Annotated in this window: 14 protein-coding genes; 9 read left to right on the top strand and 5 right to left on the bottom strand. The window is 38.5% G+C overall.

Going from position 1 to position 13,757, the window contains the following annotated elements:
* Window positions 1–21 precede the first annotated feature (21 nt).
* Together ACH6EI_RS17890 and ACH6EI_RS17885 are read left to right on the top strand one after the other, a co-directional pair.
* Window positions 22–1,149, top strand: a complete 1,128-nt coding sequence (locus ACH6EI_RS17890; RefSeq protein ID WP_098112881.1) for an N-acetyldiaminopimelate deacetylase — start codon at window positions 22–24, stop codon at window positions 1,147–1,149.
* Between the two features lie 56 nt (window positions 1,150–1,205).
* The gene (locus tag ACH6EI_RS17885) at window positions 1,206–1,451 is read left to right on the top strand and encodes a YkuS family protein (protein WP_013056040.1); all 246 of its coding nucleotides are present in this window, start codon (window positions 1,206–1,208) and stop codon (window positions 1,449–1,451) included.
* Window positions 1,452–1,486: 35 nt separating this feature from the next.
* Here the strand turns inward: ACH6EI_RS17885 and ACH6EI_RS17880 are convergent, their stop codons facing one another.
* Window positions 1,487–2,350 (bottom strand): mechanosensitive ion channel family protein, encoded by an 864-nt coding sequence (locus ACH6EI_RS17880; RefSeq protein WP_071276184.1) that lies wholly within the window; start codon window positions 2,348–2,350, stop codon window positions 1,487–1,489.
* Between the two features lie 356 nt (window positions 2,351–2,706).
* On the opposite strand from ACH6EI_RS17880, the gene ACH6EI_RS17875 reads away from it, so the two are divergent.
* From ACH6EI_RS17875 to ACH6EI_RS17850, 6 genes are all read left to right on the top strand, one after another.
* Entirely contained in the window at window positions 2,707–3,255 is a 549-nt protein-coding gene (locus ACH6EI_RS17875) for a peroxiredoxin (RefSeq protein WP_014461006.1), read from the top strand.
* Between the two features lie 102 nt (window positions 3,256–3,357).
* Window positions 3,358–3,804 (top strand): TlpA family protein disulfide reductase, encoded by a 447-nt coding sequence (locus ACH6EI_RS17870; RefSeq protein ID WP_028414116.1) that lies wholly within the window; start codon window positions 3,358–3,360, stop codon window positions 3,802–3,804.
* A 187-nt stretch (window positions 3,805–3,991) separates the two neighbouring features.
* A complete protein-coding gene (gene gnd, locus ACH6EI_RS17865) occupies window positions 3,992–4,888 on the top strand; it encodes a phosphogluconate dehydrogenase (NAD(+)-dependent, decarboxylating) (RefSeq protein WP_025749395.1) in 897 nt (298 codons plus the stop codon).
* Between the two features lie 260 nt (window positions 4,889–5,148).
* Complete coding sequence (locus ACH6EI_RS17860; RefSeq protein ID WP_033578405.1) at window positions 5,149–6,885, top strand: ABC transporter ATP-binding protein; 1,737 nt, start codon at window positions 5,149–5,151, stop codon at window positions 6,883–6,885.
* 15 nt (window positions 6,886–6,900) lie between these two features.
* On the top strand, window positions 6,901–8,706 hold the full coding sequence (locus ACH6EI_RS17855; RefSeq protein WP_099000134.1) for an ABC transporter ATP-binding protein: 1,806 nt from the start codon (window positions 6,901–6,903) through the stop codon (window positions 8,704–8,706).
* Window positions 8,707–8,855: 149 nt separating this feature from the next.
* On the top strand, window positions 8,856–9,518 hold the full coding sequence (locus ACH6EI_RS17850) for a potassium channel family protein (RefSeq protein ID WP_028414113.1): 663 nt from the start codon (window positions 8,856–8,858) through the stop codon (window positions 9,516–9,518).
* A gap of 42 nt (window positions 9,519–9,560) precedes the next feature.
* Here ACH6EI_RS17850 and rnjA read toward each other — a convergent pair whose 3' ends face one another.
* Window positions 9,561–11,228, bottom strand: coding sequence for a ribonuclease J1 (gene rnjA, locus ACH6EI_RS17845; protein WP_013056048.1), 1,668 nt, complete (start codon window positions 11,226–11,228; stop codon window positions 9,561–9,563).
* A 5-nt stretch (window positions 11,229–11,233) separates the two neighbouring features.
* Window positions 11,234–11,443: a DNA-dependent RNA polymerase subunit epsilon gene (locus ACH6EI_RS17840; RefSeq protein WP_013056049.1), complete on the bottom strand. Its 210-nt coding sequence runs from the start codon at window positions 11,441–11,443 to the stop codon at window positions 11,234–11,236.
* A 549-nt stretch (window positions 11,444–11,992) separates the two neighbouring features.
* Here ACH6EI_RS17840 and ACH6EI_RS17835 point away from each other — a divergent pair.
* Window positions 11,993–12,775 (top strand): Cof-type HAD-IIB family hydrolase, encoded by a 783-nt coding sequence (locus ACH6EI_RS17835; RefSeq protein WP_033578407.1) that lies wholly within the window; start codon window positions 11,993–11,995, stop codon window positions 12,773–12,775.
* A gap of 29 nt (window positions 12,776–12,804) precedes the next feature.
* On the opposite strand, the gene def is transcribed toward ACH6EI_RS17835, so the two are convergent.
* Window positions 12,805–13,359: a peptide deformylase gene (gene def, locus ACH6EI_RS17830; RefSeq protein ID WP_397377734.1), complete on the bottom strand. Its 555-nt coding sequence runs from the start codon at window positions 13,357–13,359 to the stop codon at window positions 12,805–12,807.
* Window positions 13,360–13,533: 174 nt separating this feature from the next.
* A complete protein-coding gene (locus ACH6EI_RS17825) occupies window positions 13,534–13,644 on the bottom strand; it encodes a YjcZ family sporulation protein (protein WP_016763434.1) in 111 nt (36 codons plus the stop codon).
* Between the last annotated feature and the right edge of the window lie 113 nt (window positions 13,645–13,757).

Here is a 13,757-nt window from a genome sequence, read left to right as displayed (position 1 = left end):
TTTCGTGAGGAGGACATACACATGGCTGAAAATGAATTTGTGAAAATAAGAAGAGAGCTACATAAAATTCCTGAATTAGGGTTTCAAGAGGTGAAAACACAGCGTTTTTTGCTTGATTATATTAACACTCTTCCGCAAGAGCGCTTAGAAGTAAAGACGTGGAAAACGGGACTCTTTGTTAAAGTACATGGTACAAACCCAACTAAAACAATAGGCTACCGAGCAGATATTGACGGTCTTCCTATCACGGAAGAAACGAATTATTCTTTTCAATCACAGCATGAAGGACTCATGCATGCCTGCGGACATGATATGCATATGGCCATTGGGCTAGGCGTACTGACTTACTTTGCTCAGAATGAAATCAAAGATAATGTACTGTTCATCTTTCAACCTGCAGAAGAAGGTCCAGGGGGAGCACAGCCAATGCTCCAAAGCGATATCATGAAAGAATGGCTTCCAGATTTCATCTTCGCCCTTCACGTAGCGCCTGAATATCCGGTTGGCTCGATTGCACTGAAGGAAGGGTTACTATTTGCTAACACGTCTGAGCTATTTATTGATTTAAAAGGAAAAGGCGGGCATGCTGCTTATCCACATACAACAAATGATATGGTAGTTGCTGCTTGTCAGCTCGTTTCACAGCTTCAAACGATTGTTGCTCGCAACGTTGATCCGCTAGACAGCGCTGTAATTACAGTAGGAAAAATTCAAGGCGGGACGGTTCAAAATATTATTGCGGAGCGAGCTCGCATAGAAGGAACCATTCGCACGCTATCTCCTGAATCAATGATGCGTGTTAAAGAACGAATTGAAGCGATTGTTAAAGGAGTAGAAGTAGGGTATCAGTGTGAAACAGCCATTGATTATGGTTGTATGTATCATCAAGTATATAATCACCATGAAGTCACGCGAGAGTTTATGGAGTTTGCCAAAGCGCAAACGGACGTGGATGTTATTGAGTGCAAAGAAGCAATGACAGGAGAAGATTTTGGCTATATGCTAAAAGATATTCCTGGATTTATGTTTTGGCTTGGCGTTCAGTCTGAATATGGGCTTCATCATGCAAAGCTGCAGCCTCATGAAGGCGCAATAGATACTGCGATTTCACTCATTACAAAATATTTTGAACATAAAGGCAATCAATAAATCGTATAATCATTTTTCCTTATGGCTAAATTAATAGCATGAGGAGGTGGGCAACGATGGCACGAATTGGTGTAGAATACGGTTTAACAGATGTACAGGCTGCACTTCAGCAGCTCGGACATGAAGTGGTACAATTACGCAACGAAAGTGATGCACAAGGGTGCGATTGCTGTGTTGTAACAGGACAGGATTCAAACGTAATGGGGATTTCTGATGCAGTAACGCAAGGCTCAGTTATTACAGCTAGCGGATTAACGGCAGAAGAAATTTGTCAGCAAGTAGGCAACAAGGTACAAGGATAAAAGAAAGCCGAAGGAACAAATCCTTCGGCTATTTTTTATGCATGCTGAGGCTGCTTGGCATCTTCAGGCTGCTTTTTATCAATATTTACTTGATGAGGGAACGGAATATCAATACCGTTTGCGTCAAATGCTTCTTTAAACTCTTTGCGAAGCTGACGTTCAACCCCCCACTGCTCACCGTTTTTAGCTTTGCCAACTACACGAAGCACAACGTCCGACGCGCCTAGACCTTGAACTCCTATTACGCTTGGTCCTTCTACAATGTTTTCATTTGTTGCAGCAACGCGCTCGCATACTTTTTCTAGTACGGAAATTGCTTTGTCAATATCATCATCATACGAAATGCCAATATCAATCAACGCGCGCATATTGCCTCGGGAATGATTGCTTAAGCTTGTAATTTCACGGTTAGGCACATAGTGTAAAGTTCCATCAAACCCGCGAATTTGAGTAGTACGCAGACCTACTGATTCGACAATTCCTGAAAAACTTCCGGTTGTTACATAGTCGTCAACATCAAGCTGTTTTTCAAGAAGTAAAAAGAAACCTGTTACAATGTCGCTAACCAGTCCTTGAGCACCGAACCCGATTGCTAGACCCACAACTCCGGCACCAGCTAATAAAGCTGTCGCATGGATATTTACTGCTTCAAGCAGCATGACGACAAAAATAAAAATAAGTACATATGAAAACACATTAACGGTTAAACTTTTGAGTGTGAGCATACGTCCGCGCGTAGCGTTTTCGCGCTCACTCATTCTTTCAAAGGAACGTTCAATAACTTTTTTACCAATTGCTCGTACAAGTAAAAAGACGATAGTAATGGCAATAAGTTTTAACACAATAACTCCAGCATTGGTAAGAAGCTGTTCCCAGTTGATGTCTTGCATCTTAAACATTCGTTGTTCATCCTTCCTATGTTCTGTTTCAATATTACTAAGTGGGAATTTATTCTGTGGAAAAGATTTTGTAAGAGTATGAGCACATTTGTTTATTCCCGATATTAGACATGCTAAACTGAGAAGGTAAATAAATGCAACCCTTTTATAGCATTTTTTTGCTGAAGTCAGGGTTTAATTTGCCCTCAAGGCGGGCATAACAACTATGTTACCATTATAAGGTGTTGTTTAAATTCATTCTTAATTAATATTGACTAAAAAAACAATATCCATTATAATGAAAACCGTTATAACAGTACATAAGTGAGAATGTTTTATACATTTTCTCATTTAATAATTATTTGGAGGGATCATGTATGCCAGAACGTATGGTAGGTAAACAAGCTCCACGCTTTGAAATGGAAGCTGTATTATCAAACAAAGAATTCGGTAAAGTTAGCTTAGAAGAAAATATTAAAAATGACAAATGGACAGTATTATTCTTCTATCCAATGGACTTTACATTTGTATGTCCAACAGAAATCACTGCACTTTCTGACCGTTATGATGAGTTTGAAGATCTTGACGCAGAAGTAATCGGTGTTTCTACAGACACAATCCATACACACTTAGCTTGGATCAACACTGATCGTAAAGATAATGGTTTAGGTGATCTTAAATATCCATTAGCAGCTGATACAAATCACGTTGTTTCTCGTGAGTACGGCGTTTTAATTGAAGAAGAAGGTGTAGCACTTCGCGGTTTATTCATCATCAGCCCAGAAGGCGAATTACAATATTCAGTTGTAAACCACAACAATATTGGCCGTGACGTTGATGAAACTTTACGTGTTCTTCAAGCGTTACAAACTGGCGGACTTTGCCCAGCTAACTGGAAACCAGGTCAAGCTACTTTAAACGCGTAAGCACAACGTTTAAAAGGTCTAACGTCCACGTTAGGCCTTTTTTTCATCGGATAATAAAGAACATTTAGTTAATAATAGTGAAAATAAGGGAGGCTTTTATTCATGAAATTACGTCAGCCAATGCCTGAGTTAACGGGCGCTACAGAATGGTTAAACGGAGAGGTTACAAAAGAGCAGCTAATTGGCGAAAAGCCAACGCTTATTCATTTTTGGTCAGTAAGCTGTCATCTATGTAAAGAAGCAATGCCTCAAGTAAATGAATTTCGCGACCAATACAAAGAACAACTAAACGTAGTAGCCGTTCATATGCCGCGCTCTGAAGATGATTTGGACTTAACAAAAATTAAAGAAGTAGCAGCAGAACATGATATTACGCAGCCAATTTTTGTAGACAGTGAACATAAATTAACGGATGCATTTGAAAATCAATATGTACCTGCATATTATGTATTTGACAAAACAGGTCAGCTACGCCACTTCCAAGCTGGCGGAAGCGGTATGAAAATGCTTGAAAAGCGCGTGAATCGTGTATTAGGCGAGAACGAATAAATACAGGCAGTTGTAACAGGTGAAAAGCATTCGATGCTTAGTAGAACTTGCATCGAATGTTTTTCTTTTTTGTGTGTAGGAAGTAACTGATAAAGGAAATATAAAAATGTGGATTTTTTCTTGTGAGTTTACACCATACTAACACTAACAACATGATACGAAACTTACTATTGGAGGTAATTTACATATGAAATTAGGTATGATTGGCTTAGGAAAAATGGGAGCAAACTTAGTATTGAATTTACTAGATCATAATCATTCTGTGGTAGCATTCGATGTGAACAACGAAGCAGTACAGAAAGTATCAGAAAAGGGAGCAGAAGGAGCTTCTTCCATTCAAGAATTAGTAAGCAAATTAGAAAAACCACGCATTGCTTGGGTAATGGTTCCAGCCGGAGAGCTCACAGAAAAAGTAATTTCTGAGCTTCAAGAATTACTTGAAGAAGGAGATATGATTATCGAAGGCGGTAATTCTAAGTATAAAGATTCCGTACGACGTGCTGCAGCTTCTGCTGAAAAAGGAATTCACTACTTCGATGTTGGAACGAGCGGCGGAATGGAAGGTGCCCGAAACGGCGCTTGTATGATGATTGGCGGAGATAAAGAAGCATTTGCTACAATCGAACCTATTTTCCGCGACATCAACGTAGAAAACGGCTATCTCTATTCAGGTGCAGCAGGAAGCGGTCACTTCTTGAAAATGGTTCATAACGGAATTGAGTACGGCATGATGCAAGCAATTGCTGAAGGTTTTGATGTGTTAGAGAAAAGTGAATTTGACTATGACTACGAAGCTGTAGCCCGCGTATGGAACAATGGCTCTGTTATTCGCTCATGGTTAATCGAATTAATGGAACGTGCATTTTCAAAAGATGCAAAACTTGACAGTATTAAAGGAGTTATGCATTCTTCCGGTGAAGGGAAATGGACGGTTGAATCAGCTTTAGATTTACAAGTGCCAACGCCAGTTATTGCTTTATCTTTAATGATGCGCTATCGCTCACTTGAAGATGATACGTTTACAGGTAAAGTAGTTGCCGCTCTTCGCAATGAGTTCGGCGGACATGCAGTGGAAAAACAATAAAAAAAGAAGCTGGGACAAAAGTATTTTAGACGAAGTGAAAAACGAACCATTGATCAATATGTTTGATTAGTGGTTCGTTTTTTTGTTTGGGTGAATAGTTTCGTCTTTAGATGGAATTCATTTAGCTATATCCCAACCTCTTTTTTATGACTATTTACCTTTTTTTTGAAAAAATATCTAAAAATTATGGTAATTTATTTCGGGAACCGATATATTTAAATATGTGTGCCACATCTTAACTAAGGGAAAGGACGGGGTATATGGGAACGTTTAAAAAACTAAAAGATTTTTATTTGCCGTACCGAATGTACTTTTTTTATTCTGCTATTTGCTTGTTATTTGTAACCTCCATCACTGTGATTTACCCTATTGTGCTGCAATATACGATTGATCATATCGTGTTAGGAAAACAATATCAGCTAGTCGATAATGTAGCATTTATTTTTATTGGACTGATGATCATCAAAGGAATCTTTACATATATTCAGCAATATTACGGCGACTTATTTGGAATTAAGTCCGTGTATACTCTTCGCAATAAACTTTACCGCAAACTTCAGTATTTACCGTTTTCTTATTATGACAATGCTAAAACAGGGGACTTGATGTCCAGGTTGACAGCTGATGTAGAAGGATTTCGTTTTTTTCTATCTTTTGGCTTCTCAGAATTAATTCGCTTCGTCATTTTACTTACTGCCAGCTTTTCCGTTATGTTCTATTACTCTATTTCACTCACTCTTGTCACAATCTGCCTGCTGCCTTTTTTGGGGGTAGCTGTTTATCGTTTTGATAAACGCGTTCATCCAGCGTTTCGCTTAATTCGCCAATCGTTTGGAGAACTTAATACAAATGTTCAAGAAAATATAAGCGGCATACAGACGGTCAAATCATTATCAAGAGAAAAATTTCAAACCTCTAAATTTAACGATTCCAACGGAGTTTATAAAAATCGAAACATTGAAACAGCGAATGTGTGGGCAACTTATTTCCCCTTAATGGAGTTTATAGGGAATTTATCTATTGTTGGTCTCCTTGCTTACGGAGGAGCGCTTGTTATGAACGGAAGCGTACGTCCTGGAGAGCTTGTTGCTTTCTTTAGCTTAACCTCTTATTTAATGTGGCCTATTATGAATCTAGGGTTTGTTATCAATATGTTTTCACAGTCTAAAGCTTCAGGTGAAAGGCTGCTAGAAATTTTAGAAGAAGAAGAAAAAGTCCATGAGCATGCCGGAAGTTTCTCTATTAATGGAACGGTCGAGTTTCAGCATGTTAGCTTATCCTATCCAAACGAGGATAAAAAATCGCTTGAGAACATATCGTTTTCTGCTTCTAAAGGGAAAGTAGTAGGTTTAATCGGTGCAACTGGAGCCGGCAAAACAAGCTTAACACAGCTGCTCACGAGGTTTTATGAACCGACTTCAGGACAGATCTTAGTTAACCATCGTCCGATTAAAGAGTATCCGCTCTCTGTTCTTCGGAAAGAAATTAGCTTTGTACTTCAAGAAACGTTTTTGTTCTCAAGCAGCATAGGAACCAACATCTCTTATGGCGTGCCGGGTATTTCTAGAGAAGACATTATTGATGCTGCAAAACGAGCGCAGGCGCATGATTTTATTATGGAGCTTCCAGATGGATATGATACGATGCTGGGAGAGAGAGGACTGGGGTTATCAGGCGGGCAAAAGCAGCGTATTGCGATTGCACGAGCGCTTATCTTAAATCCTAGTATTCTAGTATTAGATGATGCCACGAGTGCCGTTGATATGAAAACAGAAAGAGAAATTCAATTGGCTTTAAAAGAAGTGATGAAAAATCGTACGACGTTTATTATCGCGCACCGCCTTTCTTCTTTGCGACATGCCGATGAAATCTTGGTCTTACATGAAGGTCGTATAAAAGAGAGAGGAAGCCATGAAACGCTCATTCAAAAGCAAGGGATTTATAAAAACATTTACGACATTCAATATGAAAGCAGTACGTCGGTGATGAACGTATAACAAGGGAGGAATAGAATGGCAGGCGAAAAAAATAAAGTTGTGCGAGAGCGCTTTTATTATCAAACAGATCAAATCATTGATAAGACGTTTAACTGGAAGCAAATGGCCCGCTTGTTTCGTTATCTTCATCCATATCGAAAAAACTTGCTTCCTTTCTCGTTTCTTATGGTCATTATCACGACGGTCATTAGACTCGCTATTCCTATTTTGATAGGTGTCTATACGCTTGATCATGCTGTAAAAAATAAGAATAGCACGCTGCTCATGCAGTTAGTTTTCATCATTTTTAGCTTGTATATCCTATCTTATATTGCGAATGTCTTTCGGATTAAATGGATGAATCAACTCGGGCAGCACGTGATATATGATTTAAGAAAACATTTATTTACGCATGTTCAAGGGCTGTCGCATCGGTTTTTTGATACGCGTTCAGGAGGCTCTATTCTTGTAAGGATTATGAATGATATTAACTCTCTTCAAGATTTATTTACCAACGGGGTAGTTAACCTGTTTATGGACCTCTTATTGTTAGTGGGAATTGTGGTTATATTATTTTCTCTCAGTCCTGCTTTGACATGTGCTGTTTTAGTCATTTTACCGATTATGTTCTTGATTTCTACAAAGCTGAGAAGAAGAATCCGCCGGTCATGGCAAGTTGTTCGTATGAAGCAGTCAGTATTAAATTCACATTTAAATGAGAGTATTCAAGGCATTCGCGTTACTCAGTCATTTGCTCAAGAACAAGAAAATATGCTGTTTTTTGATCGCATAAACAGTGAAAATTACGAGAGCTGGAGGCAAGCTACTCGAAAAAATGCCATGTTTCGACCGTTTGTAGAATTCACAAATGCTGTCGGAACGGCCATTTTAATTTGGTTCGGTGCTGCACTTATTCAAGATGAGCGGCTAACAATTGGTATTTTTGTATCATTTGCTTTTTATCTGGGGATGTTTTGGGAACCGATTTCTCGTTTAGGGCAAGTGTACAATCAATTATTAATGGGAATGGCTTCATCCGAGCGCATTTTTGAATTTCTAGATGAAAAACCTCTCGTCGCAGATTTGGAAACCGCTACGTCTTTAGAGAATATGAAGGGGAAAGTTGAGTTCAAGCACGTCTCATTTTCTTATGATGGGAAGCGGAAAGCTCTAAACAACGTATCAATTGAAATAAAAGAAGGACAGACGGTTGCTTTAGTGGGGCATACTGGATCTGGAAAAACGTCCATTGCTAATTTAATCACACGTTTTTATGATGTGAACGAAGGGCAGATTTTAATTGATAATATGCCTATTCAAGATATTACGTTAGCGAGTTTACGAGCACAAATTAGTATTGTGCTGCAAGAAACCTTTATTTTTTCAGGAACCATCACGGAGAATATTCGGTTTGGAAAACCGGATGCTACCGATGATGAAGTAATTAAGGCCGCAGAAGCGGTAGGGGCTGCAGATTTTATAAAGCGTCTGAAAAAAGGCTATGATACGGAAGTAGAAGAGCGAGGAAACGTCTTATCGGTGGGAGAGCGTCAATTGATTTCATTTGCTCGAACGCTGTTGGCTGATCCTCGTATTATCATTTTAGATGAAGCGACAGCAAGCATCGATACAGAAACAGAAGTGAAGATTCAACAAGCGCTTAAAACGCTGTTAAATAACAGAACGGCCATCATGATTGCTCATCGGCTATCGACTATAAGAGAAGCAGATAACATCATTGTGTTAGATCACGGAAGCATTATTGAAACAGGCAATCACGGGGAACTTATGCAGCAAAAAGGCGTATATTATTACCTTGTTCAAACCCATGCTACAGCTTAAAAAACAGAAGGAGCTGATCCTTCTGTTTTTCTATGAGAAATAGTAAAGACATATAAGCGTTGTTAACGGGAAAATGAGGTTGATACAAAAGAATTGTGGTAAAATAACGGTAGTTCAGATTTTTTCCTGTACATAATGGAGGAATTCAAATGAAAAAAGAATTTGCAGTCATCGGATTAGGTAGATTTGGTGGAAGTATTTGTAAAACATTAAGCGATCAAGGAATGGAAGTTCTGGCGATTGACATTGATGAAGAAAAGGTAAATGAGTATGCTAACGTTGCTTCGCATGCAGTAGTAGGCGATTCAATGGATGAAGGGGTTCTAAAAAGTTTAGGAATTCGTAATTTTGATCACGTTATCGTAGCTATTGGCGACAATATTCAGGCAAGTATTTTGACGACCCTTATACTAAAAGAGCTGGGGGTTGAAAAAATAACGGTAAAAGCGCAAAATGATTATCATGCCAAAGTATTATCAAAAATTGGCGCCAATTTTATCGTGCATCCCGAACGAGATATGGGACGAAGAATTGCCAATAACATGATTTCAAACAGCGTGCTGGATTATTTGGAGCTATCTGAAGAACACAGCATTGTCGAATTAGTAGCAAGCAAAAGAATGGCTGGCAATACGCTGATTGAGTTAGACATTCGTGCGAAATATGGTATTAACATTGTAGCCATTAAGCGTGATCGAGATATCATCGTTTCTCCTCAGGCGTCCGAAACGATACAAGAAGGAGACGTGTTGATTGTTATTGGAGCAGACGCAGATATCAACCGCTTCGAAAATAAATTTGCCAGTTCCTAATAAAAAAGAGCAGATGCAATTGCATCTGCTCTTTTTCTTTTATTAAACCTCCATAATGATTGGTAAAATCATTGGACGGCGCTTTGTTTTTTCGTAAAGGAATGGAGCCAATGTGTCTGTGATTTCATTTTTAATCTCAGACCATTGTGACGTACGACGTTCCATCACTTTGTTCAAGTGTTTTGTAATGAGGGACTGTGCATCATTAATTAAGTCGCCAGATTCGCGCATATAAACAAAACCACGAGAGATAATGTCTGGACCAGCAGCGATCTTGAAGTCTTTCATATTGATGCTTACAACGACAATAACAAGTCCTTCTTCAGATAAAATACGGCGGTCACGAAGTACGATATTTCCAATGTCACCAATTCCGCTTCCGTCAATATATACAGAGCCTGAAGGGATTTTTCCAGCTACTGAAGCTTCACTGTCGCTTAAAGCTAGCACCTCTCCATTATCCATAATGAAGCAGTTTTCTTCAGGAACTCCACAGTCTGTTGCAAGTTTGATGTGCATCTTCTGCATGCGATACTCACCGTGAATTGGCATAAAGTATTTTGGTTTCATCAAACGAAGCATTAATTTTTGCTCTTCCTGTCCGCCGTGTCCAGAAGTATGAATATCGTTTAGAGCACCGTGAATAACCTCTGCTCCTGCACGGAATAGCATATCAATTGTTTTGCTAACACTTACTGTATTTCCTGGAATAGGTGAAGATGAGAATACAACCGTATCTCCAGGGATAATTTGAATTTGGCGGTGAGTACCATTTGCAATTCTAGATAGCGCTGCCATCGGTTCACCTTGGCTGCCTGTACATAAAATAGTCACGCGGTTAGCTGGAATTCGGTTAATTTGAGAAGGCTCAATGAACGTATCTTTTGGACATGAAATATATCCAAGCTGTTGGCCAATCTCAATAGCTGCTTCCATACTGCGTCCGAATACAGCAACTTTGCGGTTATGCAATACGGCTGCTTCCACTACTTGCTGTAAGCGGTGAATATTTGAAGCAAACGTTGCAAAAATAATACGGCCGTCTACTTTACGGAAAATGTCATGAATGCTGTCACCTACGCGGCGCTCAGACATCGTAAAGTTAGGAATTTCACTGTTTGTACTGTCTGAAAGCAAGCATAGAACGCCTTCTTTACCGATTTCAGCCATTTTTGTTAAGTTAGCCGGTTCGCCCACTGGTGTAAAATCAAACTTGAAATCTCCTGTATGTACGATTTGTCCGTTTGGTGTTTTTACCACAATTCCGTAAGAATCAGGAATACTGTGAGTTGTGCGGAAGAACGTTACCGATGTTTTACGGAATTTAATTACGTCATCTTCAGTAATTTCATGAAGCTGAGCTGTACGAAGCAACCCATGCTCGTCTAATTTGTTGCGAAGAAGTCCAAGGGCTAATTTCCCTGCATAAATAGGAATGTTTAATTCTCTTAATAAGTAAGGAATTCCGCCGATGTGATCTTCATGACCATGTGTAACGAAAAGGCCACGGATTTTATCTGCATTTTTTACCAAATAACTGTAGTCAGGAATAACGTAGTCAATTCCTAAAAGCTCATCTTCAGGGAATTTAATTCCTGCATCGATAAGAATAATTTCATCTTGAAACTGTACGGCATACGTATTTTTACCGATTTCGCCTAGTCCACCCAGGGCGAAAACTGCCGTTTGATTATTTTTTACAAATTTCATTTTCATCATATCTCCAATACTTTAAAATCTTCATGCTGTTGTTCATATTCTAGATAGTCTCCAGTCACTGCTTGAACAAACTCAATATTAATTGAACGTGCTTTTAACTTTTTACGAACGTCACGCTCAGAATCTGCGTTCACATACACTGTTTTTGTATTTTCACGTACAGCTACTTCACTCATTTTTTCTTGAAAATAAACTTTAAAAATCATAACAAAAATCTCTCCTTAATTCCGAAATTCAAATAACTTATTTTATTATATTATAAAATGTGTATGTATTTCATGTATTTTCTAAAGAAACTTGCTTTCACTACATTTTAGTCATCTAAATATAACAAGTCAATTAATTATAGAATAATATTAATAGGAAACGGATACAAGACTATATTTTCCGGGCGTATAAAAAATAAGGGCTATTCCATTGTACGATGCAGACACACACTCTGCAAATTTTACAACAGAAAGCCCTAAAAAAATCGATTATGCCATCGTTTTTTTACGCAATAATTCATTCCAGCGTTTTAGCAGCCTTTTTCGAAAATCTTTTAACATGATTTTTCAGCTCCTTTGTTTTTTTGCGATACCTGCCTGTCTCTCTCTGTACTTTTATTATATGATGAAAAGGGAGAGGTTTCTCGTGGTTAAATATGGAAAAAATGTAAATAGGAACGTCCATTTATAGAGAAATCAGTGCTTGTTTGGTATAATTGGAAATGCCTAACAAAGAGATAAAAAATTATAAAAAATAAGGTGATAAACGTGGAACGAAAGATTATTTTTTTTGATATTGATGGAACGTTATTGGATCATGATAAAAAACTGCCTGCTTCTACAAAAAAAGCTGTCCAGCTGTTAAAAGAGCAGGGGCATGAAGTGGCAATTGCAACTGGAAGGGCTCCTTTTATGTTTAAAGATCTGCGTGAAGAGTTGGATATTCAAACATATATTAGCTTTAATGGTCAGTACATTGTCTTAAATGGAGAAGTTCTTTACAAAAACCCGTTAAATAAAGAAGAGCTTCAGGATTTAACGGCTTTTGCTGTTGAGCATGATCATCCTGTCGTATACATGGATCATGAAGATATGAAATCAAACATTGAATTTCATGATTATATCGAATCCAGCATCAGCACGCTGAAAATTGGATTTACCCACCCTCACCACGATCCTGCTTATTTCAAAGGGCGTGAAATTTATCAATCCCTCTTATTCTGTACAGCGGGAGAAGAAGCTCCTTATGAAGAAAAATTTAAGAAATTTGACTTTATTCGCTGGCATGAATTTTCAACTGATGTTCTCCCAAAAGGTGGATCAAAAGCGCGAGGAATTGAGACCATGATTGAAAAGCTTGGCTTTGATAAAAAAGATGTATATGCATTCGGAGACGGCTTAAACGATATCGAAATGCTTGAGTTTGTCGGAAATGGCGTAGCGATGGGAAATGCGGAAGAAGTCGTGAAAGAAGTGGCTGATCTTGTTACAAAAGATGTAGCAGAAGGTGGTATTCTCCACGGATTAGAGCTAGTAGGATTGTTAAAATAAGAAAAAACGCGAGCTCTAGCTCGCGTTTTTTAGCGTTCATATGGAAAAGCATTTTCAGGTTCTTGAAATGGATGTTCTTTATTAATGTAATCATAAAACATAATTCCGTCTAAATGATCAATCTCGTGCTGAAATACGACAGCAGGAAGGCCTTTCAAACGAATTTTCACTTCTTCGCCTTCAAGCGTTGTGCCTTTTACTGTGATGCGTGCATATCGAGGAACAAATCCTGGGATATCTTGATCGACAGACAAGCAGCCTTCACCGCCTGTAAGGTATGTCTTTTCAACTGAGTGGCTAATGATCTTAGGGTTAAATAATGCATAGCTGTATAGCTTGCCTTTTTCATCCGTAACGTGTACCCCAATCATTCGTTTTGATACATTAATTTGAGGAGCGGCAAGTCCGATACCAGATCGCAGTCCATATTTAGCAGCAATTTCAGGGTCTTGGCTGTTTTTCACATATTCTAATAAGTTATGTAAAATCTTTTTGTCTTCTTCAGAAGCAGGTAACGGTACTTCTTTTGCTACTTCTCGCAGCGTTGGGTGTCCGTCTTGGATAATATCGTTCATTGTAATCAACTTTCACATCTCCCTAGGCTATTTTATAGGTATAAAGTGTACCAAATCCGTATAAAAAAGTCATTACCTCGACCTTGACCACATAAATGTTTCTACTAATTATATGTATCAAACATTTGGAAAAACATGCATAAGAAAAAATAAAAGCGGCAGTTAGCCGCTTTTATTGTATAATTACCAGCCGCCACAGCTGCAGCCGATAATAACTAATAAAATGAACAGTACGATTAATAACACGAAACCTTTATTAGAACCGCCGCAGCCATATCCACCATAACCCAACATAATGTAACCTCCCGTAGTTATCAATCCCAAGGTAAAAAGTAATAAACTCCCTTTTTTTCACGATTGGGTTAGTATAATATATTAAAAGGTGGAAAAAGGGTGTAGATAAATTG

It is taken from the genome of Priestia sp. JSM ZJ58, assembly GCF_044383985.1.
Lineage (GTDB): Bacteria > Bacillota > Bacilli > Bacillales > Bacillaceae_H > Priestia > Priestia zanthoxyli.
Note: the sequence above shows the minus strand (reverse complement) of the source record. Positions and strands in the feature narration are given on the sequence as shown.

Coding starts and splice junctions, on each gene's coding strand:
- ACH6EI_RS17890 (WP_098112881.1), top strand. CDS start 22: ATGGCTGAAAATGAATTTGTGAAAATAAGAAGAGAGCTACATAAAATT.
- ACH6EI_RS17885 (WP_013056040.1), top strand. CDS start 1,206: ATGGCACGAATTGGTGTAGAATACGGTTTAACAGATGTACAGGCTGCA.
- ACH6EI_RS17880 (WP_071276184.1), bottom strand. CDS start 2,350: ATGTTTAAGATGCAAGACATCAACTGGGAACAGCTTCTTACCAATGCT.
- ACH6EI_RS17875 (WP_014461006.1), top strand. CDS start 2,707: ATGCCAGAACGTATGGTAGGTAAACAAGCTCCACGCTTTGAAATGGAA.
- ACH6EI_RS17870 (WP_028414116.1), top strand. CDS start 3,358: ATGAAATTACGTCAGCCAATGCCTGAGTTAACGGGCGCTACAGAATGG.
- gnd (WP_025749395.1), top strand. CDS start 3,992: ATGAAATTAGGTATGATTGGCTTAGGAAAAATGGGAGCAAACTTAGTA.
- ACH6EI_RS17860 (WP_033578405.1), top strand. CDS start 5,149: ATGGGAACGTTTAAAAAACTAAAAGATTTTTATTTGCCGTACCGAATG.
- ACH6EI_RS17855 (WP_099000134.1), top strand. CDS start 6,901: ATGGCAGGCGAAAAAAATAAAGTTGTGCGAGAGCGCTTTTATTATCAA.
- ACH6EI_RS17850 (WP_028414113.1), top strand. CDS start 8,856: ATGAAAAAAGAATTTGCAGTCATCGGATTAGGTAGATTTGGTGGAAGT.
- rnjA (WP_013056048.1), bottom strand. CDS start 11,228: ATGAAATTTGTAAAAAATAATCAAACGGCAGTTTTCGCCCTGGGTGGA.
- ACH6EI_RS17840 (WP_013056049.1), bottom strand. CDS start 11,443: ATGATTTTTAAAGTTTATTTTCAAGAAAAAATGAGTGAAGTAGCTGTA.
- ACH6EI_RS17825 (WP_016763434.1), bottom strand. CDS start 13,644: ATGTTGGGTTATGGTGGATATGGCTGCGGCGGTTCTAATAAAGGTTTC.